Below are 19,446 nucleotides of genomic sequence, written 5' to 3' on the forward strand. Positions count from 1 at the left end.
AGGGGCCACCCCGGCACCGGTCGCTTCAAGGTCGACGCCACCTACGGCTACGAACCCTACCGGGGCGTCGAAGTAGACCCGGTCGTCCGGCTGAGAAGAATCCTCGACGTCGGACTGCACAAACGCCTCGCCCTCCCGCACCAGGTGACTGCCTACGGCGACCCGACCCCGAAGACGACAACCTGCAGGACATCGTGGCCGCCGACGCCTACCTAGCCGACCTCGACCGCCGCGACCTGCCCTGCTGGTTCCCTTTATCCGGCCACGACTACGACCTGGCCGGGTCCGAGATCAGAGTCCACTCCGGCACCCCGGACGAGGACATGCGCACCACCATCCAGCTCGACCTCGGCGACCGGCTCAAGACCCTGCCCGGCCAGTGACCGCCGCCGCCCAGCTGTCAACGAGTTCAGCTGTCGACGGGCCAGGCCGAGACGAATTGCGGTGCTGCGCGGACAAGATTCGCCACAGGACCGCGTCCGTGGTTCCGCGCAGCGGTGCTGCGGGCGCAGCCGGCTCGGACCACCACGTCCTTGAACCAGCCGAACCTCGCAAATGCGGTGGAAATGCGGTGCCAGCGCGGTGGTCGCGCGGATGCGTATTCGGTTGGCTGGGGAGCGACGGCTCAGGAGCCCTCCGGACTCCTCTCTGTCGCCGGAACCGCGCCTACGGAGCACCTGCATGGACGACGAGCGACAACCCTGGGTTTACGCCAGAACGATCGACGCTGCCGTGTCGCATTCCCGGTCAGCGTGCCTTCCCGCCAGCAGACGTGCACGGTAGCCGCCGCGGGACCCCCGCCGAACTCCCCGACCGTCCCACGCCGGATCCACGAAACCTAGCCAGCGCTTAAGTCGAAGAAAGATGCAGAAGCGTGGTATACGCAAAAAACAAGCTGTCCGAGATCACGTTAATCGTACGCGATCTTGAAGAAAAGATTTCAGCGTACATAGCGGAATCTGATGATTTGCTGACGGCGTGGCCGGCAATGGAGCTGGGTGATGCCCTCGTCGACCTCGGCAACTGCCTGAAATCCCGCACCCAGCGCATCGTCGTTCCCTCAAGCGGCTGGATGCCGGAAATGGCGACATTGGCGGATCAACAAGTTGCCCGGGTAGCACATTGGACGGGCACACGGCCCGTTCGGCAAGGGTTGGCGTTCATCTCAGCCTGCGGCACACCATGCTACCCCTTTTACGGGCGCGACCGAGCGAACAAGATCATGCGCCATACGACCTGCATCGATTGCAAGCACATGGTCGACCAGCCCTAGCACGGGCAGGTCCGGCGCGGAATCAGACAGCTGCGTCCAACCCATGGCAGGCGCACCGGACACTTTTATCGTCGCCCGGGCCCGGTCGGCGGCCATTGCTGCGCGTAAGGCGGCCCCGGCTGACCGAGCGGTTGCTGCGGAGCCGGCGGACGGCGGCCGTACATGGGATTCCCGGCACCGCCGGGATCAACGTGGTATCTGTTTTGTGCCTGACGCCGTCGCAACGAATTTCTCACCGGAACGACGACAGCCAGCCCGACGCACAGCATGAACATGGAAAGGACAGCGATGATGATGACCGCCCACCAGAAGATGTCCATGTCCTCTGCTTCCGTTTCGCTCGGCTAGTTTGCCGGGTTGACGTGCCAGCTTCCCGGGTTCCCGATCTGGTCGGGCAGCGGGGTCAGCTGATTGAATCCGGTTGCGCTTGCTGTGAACCCGACGCTGGCGCTTTTGTACTGGCCGAATTGCTCGACAGCACTGGACAGCAAGTCCGTGCAGTTCTTCACGAAATTGGTGAGTAGGTCGGTGATCGCCTGAATGGCGTTGGACAGCTCCAACTCCCCGAAACCCGGGATCAGAGCGATTCCCACGCTCACACCGGCGTTGACGATATCAGCTGCCGTGTTCCCGATCAGCCTGATTACGGCCGCGTAGGTGTTGTACACGATGGAGACGCAGCCGCCGAGCGCCGTGCCCATGGCCGCCAGGGCGGATTGATCGGTGTCGAGCGCGCTGGTCGCGTCGGCGGAGTACGCGGAGTACTGGCTGAACGCGGGACCGGACCAGTACGCGGAGAGGGTTTGGGTCGCGTACTGGATGCCCAGCCGCGAGTCGACCAGGGCGGTGTTCTTCGCCCAGGCCTGCGCGATGAGGTTTATTTTCTCCGCGTTCCCGAACAGGTCGTTCTTGATCTTGTCGAGCATCTGGATGACGTCCGGATGATTGACTTTCTGCGCCGCTTCCCGGATTTTCCGGTCGGCGTCGTCTGGGTACGGGATGCTGGAGATGTTCGGCACCGGGTTCGGTTTGGGAGGAGCCGGGGCGGGGGCGTCCGGGAACGGGTTCGGCCAGGACGGCGATGTGCCGCCCGTCGGGTCCGGGAACGACCTCCCGTGCGGGTTCGTCATCAGCGGCCGCCTTTCTGCTCGGGCTGGTAGACGCCGCTGTTGTCGGCTTTGCCGGCCAGCCAGCCGAACTTCTTGTAGTACTCCTCGTCCTGCGCCTCGTAGGCCTTCGCGGCGGTGTCGAGGCTGTGGGCCGCCGCGGTGAGGCTGTCGCTGCTGGCGGCGACCTTGCGCATGATCTGGTCGACCGCCGCGTTGTACTCGGGGACGATTCCGGCCAGGTGCCCGAGGATGCCGAGGTCCTGCTCGCTCATCCGGAAGTCCGGGAGATCCTGTCCGACGAGCTGCAGGTGGCGTTCCGCCGCGTCGACGAACGCGGTCTGCGCTCCGCGGAGCGCTTGCGGGACGACTTCGAATCCCTTGCCGGTCATGCGTTCCCCCTCCTGGCGGCCTGGCCGGCCGCGGATGCGTTCTGCAGTGTCTGCTCGACGTGCGCACGCGCTTGGGCCTCGGCCTCGCGGATGGTCTGTGCGATCTGGGCACCGAGCGCGCGGCCGTTGGCCGAGGAGAGGCCGTGCGGGTCGATGGTCACCGACACGAGCGTGCCCCGCCCCGTCACCGTGACCGCCCCCGCGCCGCCGGGGATCCGGCGGTTGATCGCCGCCCCGGCGGCGGCCGAGGCGATTGCCTCGGCCCGGTGCAGATTCGCTTCGATTTCCTGTGTGAGGGCGTAAAGCTCGTTGTACCCGGGCATGGACGTCACTCCTCGAGAGCCAGAAAGTCGTAGTCGCCGAAGTCCTCGTCGTCGGCACGTCCCCTGCGCGCCGGGGGCGGCGGCGCGGTCGCGGCCGCCGGAGCGAAGGCAGGCGGGGCCGCCGGTTCCGGCGGCGCTGCCGGCGGAGGCGCGTCGGGATGGAGCACTGCCGACACCGCCGCGCGCGCGTGCTGCCCGGCCGCCGCGCGAGCCCGGTTGACGGCCTCGACGACAGCCGGGCCGACCAGTTCCGGATGCGGCGACCGCAGCGCGTCGTCGCGGACCACAATCTCGACGATCTCCCCGCGGCCGTCGACAGTGGCGGTCACGCTGCTGTCGCGGGACACGCCGCGGAACCGTTGCCCGGCGAACTCGGCGTCGAGGTCCGCGAGACGCCGCTGCCGGGCGGCGACGTCGTGGCCGTTGCCGATGCCGAACGCCTTCAGTATGTCCACGGTCATCATGGAGTCCTGTAGTCAGTGGAGGCCGTCGAGAAGGTCGGCCACGCGCGAGGCGGTCGCCGGCGTGAGGTCCCACCGCTCGTCGTCGTAGTGCTTGCTGATCTGCAACGCCCATCGCCCGCTGTCGGTGTCGTAGACCCGCAGCGGGACCTCGCTGCGGCGACGCCCGCTGCGGTCACGTTGCTCGGCGTAGAGCTCGGCGCTCACAAGCGGCGGCCTGGCGATGACCCGCTCGGCCCTCCGCACCGCGCTGTCGCGGGCGACACCGGTGTCGCGGGCTTCGACCAGCTCGCTGCGCAGCACCGTGATCGGCTGCGCGTTCGACCGCACGTGCTCGTGCGGCAGCACGTCCGCCAGCATCGCGCTCAACCGCTCGCGCCGGAACGTCCGCACCCAGACCTCGCCGCCGTCCCGGACCGCGATCAACCCGAACCACGACGACCCGGCGGCCAACGCCGACAAATGCCGGCTGCCGTCGCTGAACCAGCCGTAACAGGCGTGCGGCGGCCGGCTCAACAACTCGGCCACGTCGGCCAGCTCCGGTTCGTCCACGCTGGACGCCGCGCCGTCGTACCGGGCCTTCAGCGCCGCGACACGCCGGTCGACGTCCGCCTGCGCCTCCGCGTCGTGCCACTCCGCCTGCGGTGCCAGCGCGACATGCAGGTCGGCGCCGGTCACCTCGGTCACCAATGCCGCGAGATCCGCCGCGGCGAACCCGACCGGCTCGGGAAACCACATCGGCGCTACACCCGTTTCTTGGGGGCCTCGCCGATCACGGCCGGACTCGCGGCCATCCCGGTCTGCGGATCCACCAGCTGCTGCCCGTCGTCCGCGGCCAGGAACGCCTCGTCGTCGGACAGCACGTACTTGCGCTCGTGCTCCTCGTCGTCCTCCCGCTTGCGGCCCGCGCCGGTGCCCGTCCCGCCGACCGCTCCGCCGCCCGGCCGCCCCGACGACCCCGGCGCACTGCCGGTGCGGCTGCGCGCCGCCGCTTCCTCCGAAGCGCCGATCCCGCTGCCGCGGCCGCCTCCCGGCGCGTTCTCTCCGCCGGCGCGGCCGCCAGGACCAGCTCCGCTGCCGGACGAACCGCGCCCGCCTGCGCCGCCGGGCAGCCCGCCGCCGACGGCGGGCGCATCGGAGTTCCAGGAACCGCCGTTGCCCGCGCCCGCGGGAGGATTCGGGTCCAGCACGCCGCGGCGGTAAAGACCGGGGTCGCGTGACGTGCCGCCTTGCTCGAGCCCGGTCTGCACACTTGGCGTCACGTAGCCGGCCGACGACGTCGACTCATCCCCGCCACGCCCCGCAGCCCGCGGCAGTGCCACGCCGCCGGGAGCCGTGGACCGCCCGGACGCCGCCGCTCCGGCGGCGAACGGTGCGGCGTTCGCACCGCCGTACGAGCCGGCAGGGCCTGCGCTGTGACCGGGCTGCAGGGGACCGGCCGAGCCACCGTTGTGTCCGGCTGAGCTGTGCACCACCGGAGCCGGCGGCGGCGCGCTGCTGACGTTCATCGCGTTCGCGTCGGCCTGGCCGTAACTGGTGGGCATGGCGCGGCCGGTCTCGTCCGACGCCGTGGACCAGGACTTCATCACCGCCACGTTCGCCGCCGCGACGTTGTTGCTCTGCCGGGTCTGGTTTTCGATGTCGGCGTCGATCACGCTCTGCACGCCGAGAAACTCCGTCATCGGCGGAGGGGCCTGCGGCACCGGAGGCACGGGCTGCACCTTGGCTTTGACGTCGTGCCACGCGGACGACTGCGTTGTCAGGCCTGCGTGCGCCATGCTCATCGACTCCGCGGCCTGCGCGTGCTCGGCCGCCAACGGGCCCGCACCTCGTGACGCGGCCCCCGCCGCGTCGCCGGTCCAGCCCTCCTCCATCGCCGCGGCAAGCGCCCGGCTGTCCGCCGCCCGGCTCTCGTACTGGGACTGGAACGAGGTGACGTAGTCGGCCGCCTGCATCAGTCCGCCCGGCCCGACAGCGTTGGCGAAGTTGTCGTAGATCTGCTGCGCGGACATCGACTGCCCCGCCATGTCACTGCCCGCCCTGCATGGTCGACAGGACAGCCTTGGTCACGTTCGTGGCCGCTGTCGTCGCATTGCTGCCCGGCGTGCCCTGGATCAGCACCAGCATCTCGGTCTGGTCCGACACGCCGACCAGCATGGTCGCCTGGCCTTGACTGCGGCGATCCGCGGTGTTGGCCAGCACGGCCGGAAAACCGCTCACCACCGTCGGCTCGAAGTAGCCGTCCTTGTAGTAGCCGGACGCTTTCTGCCGATAGGCGTTCGTCAGGCCGTTCTTCACGGTGGTCAGAAACGTCGCGCTGACGGCCGTGTACCCGTCGCTGAACCGCCACCCGCAACCGACGCCGCTGGACTTCGAATCAGCCTTGGGCTGGCTCAACTGCAGCGCGGACAGCTGCGCCGACGTCAGCATGCTGCACGGATCCGCAAGGTATTTGTCCACGTTCACCGGAGCCGGAACCTTCGGCGCCTCCGCAGTCTCGCCCCCCCCGGAGAGGAGGGCGAACCGCTTTGGCTGGTGCCGGAAGGCGTCGGGTTTGCCCTCCCTTGGGTCGGCTCGGAGCACCCGCCGGCCGCGACAGCCACCACGCCTGCGATACCGGCCAGAACAATACGAAATCGAGAGAAAGTCACAGATATCCTATTGGTAAATTCCGCCAGGAGCGGAGTTGCCGGGATTCACTTTGCCAAGAGCGTCCGCGACCTCGGCATCATGCTGCGTATAGGTTCCGGTGGCTTTTTTCAGCGCGTTGATGTACGCATAAGCCTGACGCTGCATCGACACGTTGTGGTCGATACAGCGCTGCAACGATGCCTGCACAAGTCGCGCCTGCTCAACGGCAGGCGGGTCAGGCGAGGGCGGCTGCGCGGAAGCCAACGCCATTTCCTGGACCTTCTGGTCACTCTGCAATCCGTGGAGCACGTCTTCCCACCGGGAGATCAACGCCGCGACAGTCCCCGGCTCGAACCGGTACCCGCCCGGCCCCGCAGAATGCATCAGCTCGGACGCCATCTCAGCGACACCCGCAATCCTCGCGACCCGCGAGGCCGACGAGCCGCCCGGATACGCGTGACACCGCGACGCGGCGCAACCCGGCCATCCCGCGTTCGCCCCTTCCCCCCGCATCAGGCGGCGAACCGTCGCCCGATCTCCCCATGTGACGCTCCCCTCACAACCCGTCATCACATCGTCGCCAGAGTATCGCACGCGATCCCGTCGCGGGCGTGGATCGCGAAACCCGCACCACTCTCGCGCACGACCCTTTCACAGTTTCTGACCTGTGAAAGTCTGCGACGTACCGCAACGACACCGACAAACTGGCCCGTCTGGTCGAACGGCTCCGCCGCTTCGAGCACGCTTTCCGCCCCCCAGAAGGCCGTCGGAATGCGAAAGCCGCCCTGATCGCACCCCAGGCATCCGGCCTCCGGGCCGATTCCCCACGGCACGCTGTCCGCGAGCCGCGCTGTTGATCGCACGAGCGTGCCGTCAGACCCTGCAATCAGGCCTTCTGGACCGCAACGGCGACCACTCGATCTCCTCGCGCCGCACAACGCGGACACAGCCGAGTTAGCCTGCCCCGCCGCCCGTCGGCCGGACGCTCAGCCATGCCGAGGAACAGCACGCAATGCGCTAGCGGGCCCTGGGAGCCCGTGGCACGCCTGCTGACCGAGTACGGCCACCAAGTGCACGCCGTGAGCCTGTCCGGGCTGGCCGACGTACCGCACGACAAGGTCGGTCTCGCCACCCACGTGTCGGACGTGCACGACCTGCTGGCGGCGAACGACCTGCGCGAAGTAATCCTCGTCGGACACAGCTATGCAGGCATCGTGACCGGGCAGGTCGCGGACCAAGCACCGGACTGGATCTCCCTCGCCGTGTACGTCGACGCGAAACCTGCCCCACGACGGCCGTGCCATGACCGACACGTGGTCGGAGCGCGGCAGGCAGCAGGTGCGCGATGAGATCGCCGGTGCCGAGGGCGGTGGCCAGCCATCGAACTGACCGACCTCGATGGCCAGGGCCTGACCGACGAGCAGGCCAAGTGGCTTGTGAGGCAGGCGACCGGTCATCCCGGCCGGACGCTGTTCGAACCTGCGGTGCTCGCCACCCCGCTGGACGGGGGCGACCGGCGTCTCCGTCGCCTGCGCGAAACCGACCGACGCGCTGACCCCCGAAGCCGAGACGCTTGCGAGCCGGCCCGGCCGGACCTTCCTACGGCTCGATACCGGGCGCTGGGCGATGATGTCGGCACCCGACGAGCTGGCGAGCGTACTGCACAGCCACGGCTTCGCCGTCATCCCGCACCGAGGATGCGCTTTACCACGGTGACCGCTGAAGCCGGATAGGCTGCCTCCACGACGATGGCGGGCGCGGCGACCTGGTCCGCCAGCGACCGCAGCGCCGCCGCGGCATCGGCAGGGTTCGTGCCGTCGAGCCGCAGTCCCAAGCACGCGCAGGACCCCGTTCTGCCGGCCGCGGTTAAGGTCCGCGCGTCCTTCCAGCCGCCCCGCTGGGCAAGTCATGGCCCGGTGCGCGGTTGCGTGTGTTTTCGTGCCCGTCTGTGAGCAGTTCCGTCAGCGCTCTCACGCAGGCACCTTCGGTGATCGGGACTTGGGTGAAGTGCATGGGTCGGTTCTGGTGGGTGAGCCAGGGATTGCGCTGTTGAATGAGCGGTGACGGGTGCTGGTCGAGGGTCGGGTAGACCAGAGCGCCGAGTTCTGCGTTGTGCGCGGTGAGGTAAGCGTTGAGCTGGTAGAGATCTTCCCGGTCCACTCCGCGACGGTCGTTGAGGGGTTTGTATTTGGCGTCGACGATCGCGGTCGGCGACTCGGCGGGCCCGATGAGGATGTCGGGGAAGAGGCGACCCAGCACTGCCGTGGGATGACGCGCTGATCGCAACAGCGGTGCGGGGACGTGATACTGGGTGCCGTGCGTGACGGGCAGCGCGGTGGCGCGGCGGGCGCAGCGGAGAAGGAACAGCTCCCACAGTTCGGCGACGTCGATGAGCAGGCCATGCGTGCGTTCGTCAGTGGGTGACGCTTGCGGGGCGGTGCGCTGCACGATCTGCCAGGACAGGTCGGCGACGCGCTTGTACGGCAACGTGATCGGGGTGTAGCGGACGCTGCGGAGGTCGCGCAGGCTCGGAAGCCGAGGGCGTGCGCCCACGCTCTCTCGCAGCCGCGGCACGATTTCCTCGACGCGGTCGCCCCGCCAACCCGGCCGGTGGTGCAGGAGGGTGTCGAGGACCTGGTCGGCTGCGACAATGACCTGACTGACCGGGTTCCCGAGCAGCTTCGCTCGTTCAACGGAGGCCACGAAAGGGCTGCGCGCCGCCCGGAGCGCGAAAGTTCCCGGCGAGTCGAGGCTTCCGCGCACCGCGGAGCCGACATGCCCCCGGCGGGTCCGGAAGCTCGGCAGTCCGTGGCGAGCGGCTGCCGTGAGCGCGGCTCGCCACAGCGCCGCGGTCAGTTCGGCGATGAGGGCTGAATTGCCGCGGGCCTCCGCGGCCCGGGGAACGGTGTGCAGGTTGAGGGCCGCGCTGGCCCAGCTGGCGATGGTGTCGATGCCCAGCCGCGGCCGGATCTCCAGGATCCGGCCGTCTCGGCGGAGCTCTCCCACGTAACGTCCGGCGCGCCAGCCACCGTCGAGTCGCCGCTCGAGGATAGGCTGCGGATCCGCCGACGCGCACGAGGGTGCCAGGTTCAGCGTGAACTGTTCCGGCCGGGTTTCGACAGCGAGCGCGACAAGCCATTGGTCTTCCTCCGCGGTGAAGACCCGGTCGCGCTCGACCGGGCCGGCCAGATCCGCGAAGACGATGCGGTCGGTCATTGCCCGAGGAAGACGCGACGGAACCGGTCCATCTGTTCGTCACGGTCGTCGACGCCCGCGAGGTACTGCTCCAGCAGCGGTTTGAGCGAGCGGCTCCACAGATCGAGCAGCGGCGGCTGCGGCTGGTCGCGGGGCTGGCGCCAGAGGTATCCGCCGTTGGCGGGGCGGCTCTTGCGCGTGCTCAGCCAGATGCCGAGGAAGAAGACGATGTCCGCGAAGTAGGTGTGTCCGACGTGGTACGCACGGCCGAGCACCGCCGATTCGGAGATCGCAATGTTGAGCCGTTCGGCGTGATCGGCAAAACGTGCGAGCTGTTCAGCCGCGTAGTCGTACGGGACGCCGCGGACAGCGCCGGCCCAGCGATCCTGGATGATCTCCAGAAGCGTCTCGCGCTCGAACGGACACTCCCGCCACAAGAACCTGCGGCGCAACGCGAAGTCCAACGTCTCCACCGACTGGTCGATCTCGTTCATCGTGCCGATCAGGTAGAGGTCCTCGGGCAGCGCAAGCGTGGCAGGCTGCTCGTCCGGGTTGCTGCCGGGCAGAGTCACCTCACGACCGCGCTGCCCGGCCTCCAGCAGGCTGAACGCCTCGCCGAACATCGCGCTCAGGTCGGTCCGGTTGATCTCGTCCAGCACCAGGACCACCGGCAACGCCGCGAGCCCGTCGGGGAATGCCTGGCCGTGGTAGCGGTCGACGACCGAAGGCAGGAGGCCCGGGTGGTAGCGGGTACGGTCGCCGTCGAGGCGCAACCCGCGAACGAACTCCGGATAACCGAATCCCGGATGCAGCTGCACCCAGAAGACGTTCGCCGCCACAGCGGCCTCGACCAGCTCAGCGCGTTCGATGAAGTTCTTGAAGCCCCAACGGTGCAGCGCGGCACGGCGGATGATCGTCTCCGCGAGGCCCCGCGCCTGGTAGGTTTTGCTGGTGCCCGGCGGTCCGTAAAGGACGATCTGCTTCTTCCACTCCAAGGCCTCCAGATCCCCCGTTGCCTCCCCTGAGTCCCCGGCGCTCTCCCACGCGACGCGCAACGGCGGGTGGTAGAAGTCGATCGCCTGCCCCGATGCGTTGCCCTCCGGCATCAGCGTCGCCAGCTTGTCCCGGATCGCGAACAGCTGCTCGTCGACGTCGAGCCCCGAAGTCTCGGCCAAGTCGCCGAACGCGGTCGCGATCTCGCGCTTGTGCCGGCCCGAGGAGATGCGCTCAAAAGTCTCCGGATGCAACAGGTGAAGCACAATGTGCCGCATCTCCCGCAGTGGCTTGTCCGTCTTGTCAGCGAAGTCGCGCAGCGCCCAGGCATCATCAAGCAGGACAGCACGCTCATCCCGGCCCAGCTCTTTGAGACGCAGACAGAAATCGATCAAATAGCCGACCTGCAAGTCCCGCCTCGTGTTGAAGCCGACACCAGGATGGCCGATGCCTTGCCTCATCGCCTGCATCGGCACCGACTCCGGATCCAACGTGACCTCCGTGCCGGCCACCGTCGCATTGATGACATCGAGCTTGCCCCGGTATGTCACCGAGCCGACGAACAGGAAGTGCACCAGCAGAACTTCAGCGGCCAGCAGCACCAACTCCGGACCAGCGTGCTCAAGCTGAATCGCCCACTTGCCGGCGAAAGTGCCGTCTCCCTCCCCGCTGACAAGCGGATTGCCGTTGAACCGACGGTCGAGGTCGCGAAGGACATCGACCGTCCAGACCCCGTCACGCGACGGATCCGTCAGCGACCTGTCCCCGAGCAGGCTGTGCTGAACCCACAGCCGGGCTGTTTCGTCCACCAGCTCTCGAGACTGTTCAGAGAATCGTGCCACTGGGTCGACGTCCAATCCGTGCTGGGGCGTTGCCGCCGGTTACGGTACGAGAATCGCCACCGTCGTGCCGGCGACTCGATGCACATAGTGAGATATCAGCGCTTCGGGCCTTCGCCTTACGCGGCGCGAACCGCTGCGCGGTCTTCAGCGTCACTACCTGGATGCGGTGCCTGATCCACCGTCAGCCGCGTATCGGGGTGCCATCGCTTCCATCTGCTCGATGACAAGCCGGATAGCTTCAGGCTGCTTGTCAGGCGGGTACTTGTACTTCACGAGCAGACGTTTGATGGACGATCGGAGTTTGGCGCGCACGTCGTCTCGGACAGTCCAGTCGGTCTTGACGTCGCGTTGCATGACTGCCACCAACTCGCGTGCGATCTGGGCGAGCACGTCGTCGCCCTGAATCTCGACGGCCGACTCGTTGGTGCTGACGGCGTCGTAGAACGCGAGCTCATCGTGGGACAGCGGCGGAGTGAAGAACTGCCCGCGGTTGCCCTCCTCGGCGACTTCCTTGGCCAGCTCGATCAGCTCGGCGATGACTTCTGCCGAAGTGAGCTGCTGGTTGGTGTACTTGCGCATCAGCTCGGCGATGCGTTCGGAGAACGCCCGCTGGCGGACGAGGTTGTGCTGGGTGACGTGATCCGATTCTTCGACGAGCAGCGCGCGCAACGCCTCGATCGCCAGGTGCGGGTTCGTCGCTGACTGGGCCTTGAGCTGGAATTCCGGTCCCAGGTCGGACAACGACGGTTTGGGCAGGCCGGCGGCTTCGTAGATGTCGACGATCTCGCCGGACGCCGTGGAGGTCGCCACCAGTGTGGAGAGCATCCTTTCGATCTCTTCCGGCACTGGCTTGCCCTCGGCCTGCCGTTCCGAGGCATCGAACTTGCCCATCCAGACACGGACTTCTTCGTAGAACTTCGCGGTGACGCGAAGGTGATCGAGGGTCTGGTTGCCGGCGCACAACGCCCACGCCCGGGCCAGCTGGTTGGCCAGCTTGCGGAACCGGTCGCCGAGCGGCTCCTCGCCCTCCGGAGGCCGGTTGCCCGGAGTGCCCGGGGAACGGAGGTAGTTCGTGAGGCCGTAGGCCGCCCTGACCCAGCTCTTCGGCCCGCCGTCGAGCTTGCTCCGCCACGGGTAGCCGGCGCACAGCTGATCCAGCGATGCGATGAGCGTGGTGGTGAGCGCGACAGCTTCGTCGATGTTCTTGCCGACCGGCTTCTGGGCTCGGTCGGTGTCGGTGTATTCGGCGAGCGCCTTGTTCAGGTTGTCCGCCAAGGGCGCGTAGGCGACGAGCAATCCGTCCGGCTTGCCGCGGAACGTGCGGTTCACCCGCGCCAATGTCTGCATCAACAAGGCGCCTTTGAGCGGACGGTCAAGATAGAGGGTGTGCAGCGGAGGCGCGTCGAAGCCGGTCAGCATCATGTCTTTGACCAGGACGACCTGAAGCTCGTCCTCGGCATCACGGAGCCGCTTCTGGATGACCTTGTTCTGCCTGTCACGGCGGACGTGCCGCGCCACCGGCACGACGTCCTGGGCGGTACCGGAGTAGACGACCTTGATCACGCCCTTGTCGACCGCGTCATGATGCCACTCGGGCTTGAGCTTGACGATCTCGTCGTACAAGTTGGCGCAGATTTCACGCGTCGCCCCGACGATGAACGCCTTGCCGGGAGAACCAATGAACTTGCACATCTCCTCCGACCGCGTCTCCCAATGCGCGACGATGTCTGCTGCTAACGCCTCCAGACGCGCTGGGGCGCCGTACACGGCGTTGATCACCGCAACGGACTTCTCGATCTTCGCGCGCTCGACCTCGTCGAGCCCGAGCGTCGCCTCGTCCGCGGCCTTGTCCAGGTCGTCCTCGGTGACGTCATCGATCAGCTTGACCTTGACGAGCCTGGGCTCGAAGTAGACCGGAACGGTGGCACCGTCGTCGACGGCGCGGGTCAGGTCGTAGATATCGATGTAGCGGCCGAACACTTCCCGGGTGTTGCGGTCCTCAAAGGAGATCGGCGTTCCGGTGAACGCGATCAGTGCAGCGTTGGGCAGAGCGTCCTTGAGATGGCGGGCGTAGCCGTCGAGGTCGTCGTAGTGGCTCCGGTGGGCCTCATCAGCGATCACGATGATGTTGCGACGGTCCGAAAGCAGCGGGTGCTCCAGTCCGGCGTCCTTCTCGGCTTTGCTGAGCCCGAACTTCTGCAATGTTGTGAAGTAGATGCCGCCCGTGGCGCGGTTGGCCAGCTCGTCGCGCAGCTGCGCACGCGTCGTAACCTTGATCGGAGATTCGTTCAACAGACGGGACCGGTTGAACGATTCGTACAGCTGCCCGTCGAGTTCCTTGCGGTCGGTCACCACGATGATGGTCGGGTTCTTCAGTTTGGGCTGCGTAGCCACGAGGTGGGCGTACAGCTCCATCTCCATCGACTTGCCCGACCCCTGGGTGTGCCACACGACGCCGGCCTTGCCGTTGCTCTCCACAGCCGCGACCGTCGACCCGACCGCCTTGGTGACCGCGAAGTACTGATGCGGCTTGGCGATCCGCTTCGCGTAACCGTCGGCTCCGCCGTCGAAGGCGGTGAAGTTCCGTTGCAGCTGGAGGAACCGCTCCGGATTGAACACGCCTTCGATCAGGAACTCCAGCTCGGTGCCGAGGTGGACGTCGTCGAGCGGTTCGCCGAGCTGCACCGGCTTGCCGTCGTCATCGACGTTCCACGGCGAGTAGTGGTTCAGCGGCGTGAACGGCGTGCCGTAGCGGGCGGTGATCCCGTCGCTGATCACGGTCACCACAGCGAACCGGAACGCCATCGGGAACTCACGCAAGTAGGTCGCCAACTGGGCATGCGCGGCGTCCAGATCGGCCTTGGCCGCGCCCGCTTGCTTCAGCTCGAAGATCGCGACCGGCATGCCATTGAGATAGAGCACGACATCGAAGCGGCGCTCGACCTCCGCCGTACGGACGGTGACCTGGTTGACCGCGAGCAGCTCGTTGTCGCCGACCTGGTGGCTGACCAGTCTGATCGTCGGGTTCTGTTCCACGCCGTCGGCGTCGATGTAGCTGATCCCGCGGTAGCCCTGGGTGCAAATCTGGTGCAGCCGGTAGTTCTCCGCGATCGCGTCCTGTGAGGTCGGTTGAATGATCTCCGCGAGCGCCTGCTCCAGGTACTCCGCTGGCACTTGGGGGTTGAGCTCCCGCATCTTGGCCAGCATCCGTCCAGGAAGCACAACGTCGTCCCACGAGGCCCGACCGTTTTCAGCGCCTTGCACGACGGCGATCCCTGGGAGCGGCTGCCACTCCTGCTCGGCGAGCGTCTCCAACGCGACGCTCTCCCACTCCGCCTCACTGAACCCCAGCTGCTCCGCCATCACACAACCCCCTCCACGACCTTCTCGGCTTCGCGCACGCGCGCCTTGCCTGACATCAGGAGGGGCAGAAGCTCGTCCCGCGTACGTCCGAGCCGCTTGTTTTCGGAGTGAGCGGCGTGGACAACATCGAGGAGACCGCGCTGCACCTCTACTTGTTTACACTGTTCAATCTTGCCGGGCACCGGAACAACTAAAGTACGAATGTCACGAAGGTTGATGTAAGGTGCCATGTCACTCTTGAACATTAGTTGTGACGCTTGAGCCTGAAGGTCTGAGCTTCTAAACCAAGAAGCGAGGTAGCTGCTATCGATCATCTCCTTGTCAAGGACGCGGAAGTAGCAAATCTGCGGACTGTAGACGACCACTTCGAGGTCAGGCGGCACAACCGCCACACGACCCACCGACCCCTTTGTTGTTAAGATAATGTCGCCTGGCTGCGACAGTTTCGAACCAATCTGTCCAGCATACGATTTCGACACAAAGTCGTCACCCTCAGGAGCGATGCGTCCGTCCCGAACATCCCCTGCCCTCAGAATTCGGTATCCTGGCCAGCCGTGCTCCGCTCGCTTCGTCCGATAGCCATCACCTAGCGTCAGGACGCCACGACTTGCGAGTTCACCCAAAGTCATCGGCGTTCCGAAACCCTGCCTTAGACTTTTCATGAATATTGCATCAGCGAGGCTCCGCGCAGTAGCCGATAAACGGTTATTCGCGGCAATCTTGTCATCAAGTGCGCCCAATACATCCGCGATCGCACGCTGCGTTCGAACACCGGGATACGAGACGGTCATGCTCCGCAGATGCGAAGGCCCGAAGTGTTTCATCACGGATCCGACACCCATGGCTTCGATCTGGTTCTTAAACGAAGGCGTCCGCAGCATGTGCTGAATGAACCTCGGATCCACTCGACAGTCTCGAGGCCTAAAACAGATAATTCCGGTGTATGGCACAGCTCCCACACCCTCGTCAACAACCGTTGCAACCTCCCCAAGGGAAGCCGAGGTGCTGAGAAGCACATCACCTTTTCGAAGCCGGAACTGCTTCCACTTCTGCTCGACCTTCGCGGGATCGAGGTAGTTGCACCCGTTCAGCAGGTTGGCCCCCAGTTTGAGTCCTGCCAGACGAATCAGTGGCACTCCGCCGTCGCGAAAGTCAGCAGCCATGATCCCCGGGCCTTCCCGAAACTCGAGTACCTCTGGCAGGGGCGCAGTAGACCAGTCAGACATCGAGCCGCTCCAATTGCTCACGGACAACCTTCTCCAGTTGGGCCGACGCGTCGAAGGCAGCAATCAATTCGTTGGCGAGGCGCTGGATCTTGTCGTCGATGGGTTCACCGTCGTCTTCGACTTCGGCAGCGCCGACATAACGGCCAGGGTCGAGGGCGTAGTCGACGGCCTTGATGTCGGGCAGGCCCATCGACTTGCAGAAGCCGGAAACATCCGCGTAGGTCAGGCGCTTCTGGGCAGCGGAGCGGGTTCCGCGCCAGGCGTGGTAGGTGTCGGCGATCTTGGCGATATCCTCGTTCGACAGCGTGCGCTCGGCGCGGTCGACCATGTAGCCGAGTTCGCGGGCGTCAATGAACAGCACCTGACCAGATCGATCGACCGCGCCGTGCTTACCGGCGCGCTTGTCCTTGGCGAAGAACCACACGCAGACCGGGATGCCAGTACTACGGAAGAGTTGTGTCGGCAGCGCAACCATGCAGGAGACGAGGTCGGCTTCGACGATCTGGGCTCGGATGGCACCTTCGCCGTTGGAGTTGGACGACATCGAGCCGTTAGCCATCACCACGCCGGCACTGCCGCCGGGAGCAAGTTTGTACAGGATGTGTTGAATCCAGGCGTAGTTAGCATTGGTAGCCGGAGGTACACCGAATTTCCAGCGTGGGTCTTCGGTGTTACGTGACCAGTACTTGATGTTGAACGGCGGGTTGGCCATCACGTAGTCCATCTGGAGGTCCGCGTGCTGGTCGCGGGCGAAGGTGTCGCCCCACCGGGCTCCGAGGCCCTTGTTCTCGATGCCGTGGATGGCGAGGTTCATCTTCGCCATCCGCCAGGTCTCTTCCAGGCTTTCCTGCCCGAAGATCGAGACGTCCTTAGGGTCGCCGTTGTGTTCGTAGATGAACTTCTCGGTCTGCACGAACATGCCGCCGGAGCCGCAGCACGGGTCGTACACGCGGCCGCTCGAGGGTTCCAGCACCTCGACGATCACTCGGACGACGCTGGGCGGGGTGAAGAACTCGCCGCCCCGCTTTCCTTCTGATCGGGCGAAGTTGCCGAGGAAGTACTCGTAGACCTCGCCCATGAGGTCGCGTGCGCGGTGTTCGCCCTGGCGGCTGAACCGGGCGCTGTTGAAGAGGTCGATCAGTTCCCCGAGGCGGCGCTGGTCGATGTTGTCCTTGTTGTAGAGGCGCGGCAGCGTGCCCTGCAGTGCCGGGTTGGTCTTCATGACGAGGTCCATTGCCTCGTCGATCAGCTGACCGATGTTCTTGGCCGGTTCGGTGCCTTCGGCCGGCTTGCCCTTGGCGTACTGCGCGAGGTAGTCCCATTGGGCGGTGGGCGGCACGACGAAGACGCCGTAGCCCTGGTATTCCTCGGGGTCGTCGATCAGGTCGGCGATCTGCTCGGCGTCGTAGCCTTCGGCCGTCAGGTCGGCGCGGATGGCTTCGCGGCGTTCGTCGTAGGCGTCCGAGACGTACTTGAGGAATACCAAGCCGAGGATGACGTCCTTGTACTGGTTCGCGGACAGCGAGCCGCGGAGCCGGTCGGCGGCCTTCCAGAGCGTGTCCTTCAGCTCCTTCATCGTCGACGGTGCCGACGGTTCCTTCTTCTTGCGGGGAGGCATGCTGCCTGTCCTTCCTATTTCGTTGTCCGCGTCGCGAGAGTCACCGCGCCTGCGGCGACTCCGTCGATCATGGCAGTGACGAGATTCCGTGTTTCTTCCAAGTGGTGTCGAAGCGTCGCTTCGTGCTCGGCCACAGCCGCGAGGACCGCTTCGAGTCGATCCACTTCAGCGGTGTCGAGGATCGGCACGCTCCAGGTCTTCCACTCCGAGGGCACGCGCGGAAGCCGGTTGATGATCGCGGCCACCGCTCGAGGGCCGATGCCAGCTTTCGGGCTGATCCGGAGGATCTTCGACGGGGCGGCCACCAGCGCTCCGCCGGTGTCGTCGACGGCGGCGACCGGGTGCGGTCGGTCGGTGAACACGACATCCCCGGGATTGGTGCGTGCGGCACGTGGGTACAGCTGCGTCGCATCGAACGGGTCGAGCCGCAACAGACCGTGCGGAGCGGTCGCGGACAAAACTGGCACTGACCCGGCGGGGTCGGCGTGGTCGCTGTGTATCCGGCTGCCGCGAAGGACCCGGACGTGGCCCTGGTCGGTCAGTTCGCCGAGAGACCGGCGGCGCAGCAGCGTCGTGCCGGCGGCGGGTTCTGCCAGGACGTCGAACGGACGAATCGCTTCGCTCGTAACCAAGGTCGCAGTGTTAATGGCAGCTGTGTGTCGTCCCGTGTCCGCTGTGGCAAGGCGGGTCGCCCGTGCACCGGCGGGTACGACGGTTGCGCGGGAGCTGAGGATCGCGGGCAGGTCGTGCGGGCGGAGGTACCGGAACGCGCGGCCGCGGACCCTGGCCAGAGCCGCTGTCACGTCCGAGGCGAGGTCCTCCAGGTCGCGTTCGGCGCTGTCGAACGCCGCCAGATCGGCGACCAGCGGCCGCTGGGTGAACCCGCCCGGCGCACAGACCCACAATCCGAGCGCCTGCCGATGCGCTTCGCGCCACATGCCCCGCGGCAGGCGCAGCGCAACGGCCAGCCCCTCAGCGCGGAGAGTCTGGGCTCGGCGCTGCTCCTGGGTGCCGTGCAGCTCGTCGCACAGGGCTGCGGCCGGCCCGACGATGACGGCGAGCTCCGCCTCGTCGAGGTCGAGCACCACCTCGTCGACCAGCTCGAGGGCGGAGTCCACGGTCTCGCCGACAGCCGAGAGGAAGCGCACGCGCGGCGTCGCCGCGCGCTCGACCGTCTCGATGCCGCGGATTGCTGCGCGACGCCGCATACCCCGCACGTCCGGGGTATCGCCCGGCACGATGAGCTGGGTGAAGCTCGGGGCGAGGGCAAGGGTTGCGCTGGTCGCTCTGCCGGCGTGGACCAGCGGCACACCTTCGGGATCGAGATGGAGGGCGCATGCCTGGGCGATGGTGCGGACGAGGTCCACCGCGTCCGAGGTCAGGTCGCGGCTGCCCCGTCCTGCCCGGCTCCGGTGCAGGCGATCGAGGGCTTCCCCGGGGCCGTACGAGGCATCGAGGAGCCCGTCGACAAACCGCAGCGTGGCCGGCACCGCCCGGGCTGAGACGATTTCGCGGAGCAGCATCCGGTCGCCGGGGTCGACCTCGCGTGCCTTGTCGGCGCGCTGCTCGGTCGTCGCCGCGGCCAGCTCCTCGCCGGTCAAGGACGCCAGACAGAGCCACACGACGAGTTCCTCCAGCGACACTGCCTCCGGCACGCTCAATGCTGGTGCATCGAGGCCTGCCTCCGGGTTGTTACCGCGCCCAGTGCGCTCGAGCCACACGACGATCTCATCGCGGCTGAACCGCTCCACCCCGCCCACGACCTCGACCGGGTCGGGAAACGGAAGGTGCACGCCCCGCGCCCTGGGCCGGCGGCGCCACATGCTCACCACCGGCCGACGAACACGAGCAAGATCAGCAACGTCCTTCAGCGTCAGCACCGGTCCCGCACCCATCGCAGTCCACCTCCCCTCGGTCCGTCCGGTCCGTCCGGAGTGCCTCCAAGACTACGCACCGGGCGGCAAATCCGAGAACCCCAAGTTCTGATAAGTGGGGTTATCAGTATTTAGAATCGGAGATTCGA

Annotated in this window: 19 protein-coding genes; 3 read left to right on the plus strand and 16 right to left on the minus strand. The window is 66.5% G+C overall.

What is annotated here, in order from left to right:
• Window positions 1–194 precede the first annotated feature (194 nt).
• Together CU254_RS26175 and CU254_RS43240 are read left to right on the plus strand one after the other, a co-directional pair.
• Complete coding sequence (locus CU254_RS26175) at window positions 195–383, plus strand: hypothetical protein (protein WP_009080885.1); 189 nt, start codon at window positions 195–197, stop codon at window positions 381–383.
• 491 nt (window positions 384–874) lie between these two features.
• Window positions 875–1,273 (plus strand): hypothetical protein, encoded by a 399-nt coding sequence (locus CU254_RS43240; protein ID WP_009080886.1) that lies wholly within the window; start codon window positions 875–877, stop codon window positions 1,271–1,273.
• Window positions 1,274–1,338: 65 nt separating this feature from the next.
• Here the strand turns inward: CU254_RS43240 and CU254_RS43245 are convergent, their stop codons facing one another.
• From CU254_RS43245 to CU254_RS26215, 9 genes are all read right to left on the minus strand, one after another.
• A complete protein-coding gene (locus tag CU254_RS43245) occupies window positions 1,339–1,593 on the minus strand; it encodes a hypothetical protein (RefSeq protein ID WP_009080888.1) in 255 nt (84 codons plus the stop codon).
• A 24-nt stretch (window positions 1,594–1,617) separates the two neighbouring features.
• Window positions 1,618–2,292, minus strand: coding sequence for a hypothetical protein (locus CU254_RS26180; RefSeq protein WP_158688093.1), 675 nt, complete (start codon window positions 2,290–2,292; stop codon window positions 1,618–1,620).
• Between the two features lie 110 nt (window positions 2,293–2,402).
• Window positions 2,403–2,771, minus strand: coding sequence for a hypothetical protein (locus CU254_RS26185; protein WP_009080891.1), 369 nt, complete (start codon window positions 2,769–2,771; stop codon window positions 2,403–2,405).
• Window positions 2,768–3,094 (minus strand): YbaB/EbfC family nucleoid-associated protein, encoded by a 327-nt coding sequence (locus tag CU254_RS26190; RefSeq protein WP_037714889.1) that lies wholly within the window; start codon window positions 3,092–3,094, stop codon window positions 2,768–2,770. The genes CU254_RS26185 and CU254_RS26190 overlap by 4 nt, the downstream gene beginning before the upstream one ends.
• A 5-nt stretch (window positions 3,095–3,099) precedes the next feature.
• On the minus strand, window positions 3,100–3,555 hold the full coding sequence (locus tag CU254_RS26195) for a YbaB/EbfC family nucleoid-associated protein (protein ID WP_100266883.1): 456 nt from the start codon (window positions 3,553–3,555) through the stop codon (window positions 3,100–3,102).
• A 15-nt stretch (window positions 3,556–3,570) separates the two neighbouring features.
• Window positions 3,571–4,293 carry an ESX secretion-associated protein EspG gene (locus CU254_RS26200; RefSeq protein WP_009080896.1) on the minus strand — a complete coding sequence of 241 codons (723 nt, stop codon included), beginning with the start codon at window positions 4,291–4,293 and terminating at the stop codon, window positions 3,571–3,573.
• Window positions 4,294–4,298: 5 nt separating this feature from the next.
• On the minus strand, window positions 4,299–5,582 hold the full coding sequence (locus CU254_RS44820) for a hypothetical protein (RefSeq protein WP_009080898.1): 1,284 nt from the start codon (window positions 5,580–5,582) through the stop codon (window positions 4,299–4,301).
• A 1-nt stretch (window position 5,583) separates the two neighbouring features.
• Window positions 5,584–6,138 carry a DUF3558 family protein gene (locus CU254_RS26210; RefSeq protein ID WP_009080899.1) on the minus strand — a complete coding sequence of 185 codons (555 nt, stop codon included), beginning with the start codon at window positions 6,136–6,138 and terminating at the stop codon, window positions 5,584–5,586.
• Between the two features lie 75 nt (window positions 6,139–6,213).
• Complete coding sequence (locus tag CU254_RS26215) at window positions 6,214–6,585, minus strand: hypothetical protein (protein WP_009080900.1); 372 nt, start codon at window positions 6,583–6,585, stop codon at window positions 6,214–6,216.
• Window positions 6,586–7,178: 593 nt separating this feature from the next.
• Here CU254_RS26215 and CU254_RS26220 point away from each other — a divergent pair.
• The gene (locus CU254_RS26220; RefSeq protein ID WP_009080902.1) at window positions 7,179–7,535 is read left to right on the plus strand and encodes an alpha/beta fold hydrolase; all 357 of its coding nucleotides are present in this window, start codon (window positions 7,179–7,181) and stop codon (window positions 7,533–7,535) included.
• Window positions 7,536–7,867: 332 nt separating this feature from the next.
• On the opposite strand, the gene CU254_RS43250 is transcribed toward CU254_RS26220, so the two are convergent.
• From CU254_RS43250 to CU254_RS26250, 7 genes are all read right to left on the minus strand, one after another.
• The gene (locus CU254_RS43250) at window positions 7,868–8,020 is read right to left on the minus strand and encodes a hypothetical protein (RefSeq protein WP_158688095.1); all 153 of its coding nucleotides are present in this window, start codon (window positions 8,018–8,020) and stop codon (window positions 7,868–7,870) included.
• Between the two features lie 32 nt (window positions 8,021–8,052).
• Window positions 8,053–9,402, minus strand: coding sequence for a hypothetical protein (locus CU254_RS26225; protein ID WP_009080903.1), 1,350 nt, complete (start codon window positions 9,400–9,402; stop codon window positions 8,053–8,055).
• The gene (locus CU254_RS26230) at window positions 9,399–11,183 is read right to left on the minus strand and encodes an AAA family ATPase (RefSeq protein WP_100266884.1); all 1,785 of its coding nucleotides are present in this window, start codon (window positions 11,181–11,183) and stop codon (window positions 9,399–9,401) included. The genes CU254_RS26225 and CU254_RS26230 overlap by 4 nt, the downstream gene beginning before the upstream one ends.
• 186 nt (window positions 11,184–11,369) lie before the next feature.
• Window positions 11,370–14,579, minus strand: a complete 3,210-nt coding sequence (locus CU254_RS26235) for a type I restriction endonuclease subunit R (protein ID WP_009080906.1) — start codon at window positions 14,577–14,579, stop codon at window positions 11,370–11,372.
• Window positions 14,579–15,826, minus strand: coding sequence for a restriction endonuclease subunit S (locus CU254_RS26240; protein WP_158688096.1), 1,248 nt, complete (start codon window positions 15,824–15,826; stop codon window positions 14,579–14,581). The genes CU254_RS26235 and CU254_RS26240 overlap by 1 nt, the downstream gene beginning before the upstream one ends.
• A complete protein-coding gene (locus tag CU254_RS26245; protein ID WP_009080908.1) occupies window positions 15,798–17,423 on the minus strand; it encodes a class I SAM-dependent DNA methyltransferase in 1,626 nt (541 codons plus the stop codon). Before CU254_RS26245 ends, CU254_RS26240 begins: the two co-directional genes overlap by 29 nt.
• 14 nt (window positions 17,424–17,437) lie before the next feature.
• Window positions 17,438–19,303: a hypothetical protein gene (locus tag CU254_RS26250; protein WP_199785987.1), complete on the minus strand. Its 1,866-nt coding sequence runs from the start codon at window positions 19,301–19,303 to the stop codon at window positions 17,438–17,440.
• Window positions 19,304–19,446: the final 143 nt, after the last annotated feature.

Source organism: Amycolatopsis sp. AA4 (genome assembly GCF_002796545.1).
In the GTDB taxonomy this organism is placed as follows: domain Bacteria; phylum Actinomycetota; class Actinomycetes; order Mycobacteriales; family Pseudonocardiaceae; genus Amycolatopsis.

Coding starts and splice junctions, on each gene's coding strand:
- CU254_RS26200 (WP_009080896.1), bottom strand. CDS start 4,293: ATGTGGTTTCCCGAGCCGGTCGGGTTCGCCGCGGCGGATCTCGCGGCA.
- CU254_RS44820 (WP_009080898.1), bottom strand. CDS start 5,582: ATGGCGGGGCAGTCGATGTCCGCGCAGCAGATCTACGACAACTTCGCC.
- CU254_RS43245 (WP_009080888.1), bottom strand. CDS start 1,593: ATGGACATCTTCTGGTGGGCGGTCATCATCATCGCTGTCCTTTCCATG.
- CU254_RS26215 (WP_009080900.1), bottom strand. CDS start 6,585: ATGGCGTCCGAGCTGATGCATTCTGCGGGGCCGGGCGGGTACCGGTTC.
- CU254_RS26190 (WP_037714889.1), bottom strand. CDS start 3,094: ATGCCCGGGTACAACGAGCTTTACGCCCTCACACAGGAAATCGAAGCG.
- CU254_RS26245 (WP_009080908.1), bottom strand. CDS start 17,423: ATGCCTCCCCGCAAGAAGAAGGAACCGTCGGCACCGTCGACGATGAAG.
- CU254_RS26235 (WP_009080906.1), bottom strand. CDS start 14,579: ATGGCGGAGCAGCTGGGGTTCAGTGAGGCGGAGTGGGAGAGCGTCGCG.
- CU254_RS26225 (WP_009080903.1), bottom strand. CDS start 9,402: ATGACCGACCGCATCGTCTTCGCGGATCTGGCCGGCCCGGTCGAGCGC.
- CU254_RS26195 (WP_100266883.1), bottom strand. CDS start 3,555: ATGACCGTGGACATACTGAAGGCGTTCGGCATCGGCAACGGCCACGAC.
- CU254_RS26220 (WP_009080902.1), top strand. CDS start 7,179: ATGCCGAGGAACAGCACGCAATGCGCTAGCGGGCCCTGGGAGCCCGTG.
- CU254_RS26185 (WP_009080891.1), bottom strand. CDS start 2,771: ATGACCGGCAAGGGATTCGAAGTCGTCCCGCAAGCGCTCCGCGGAGCG.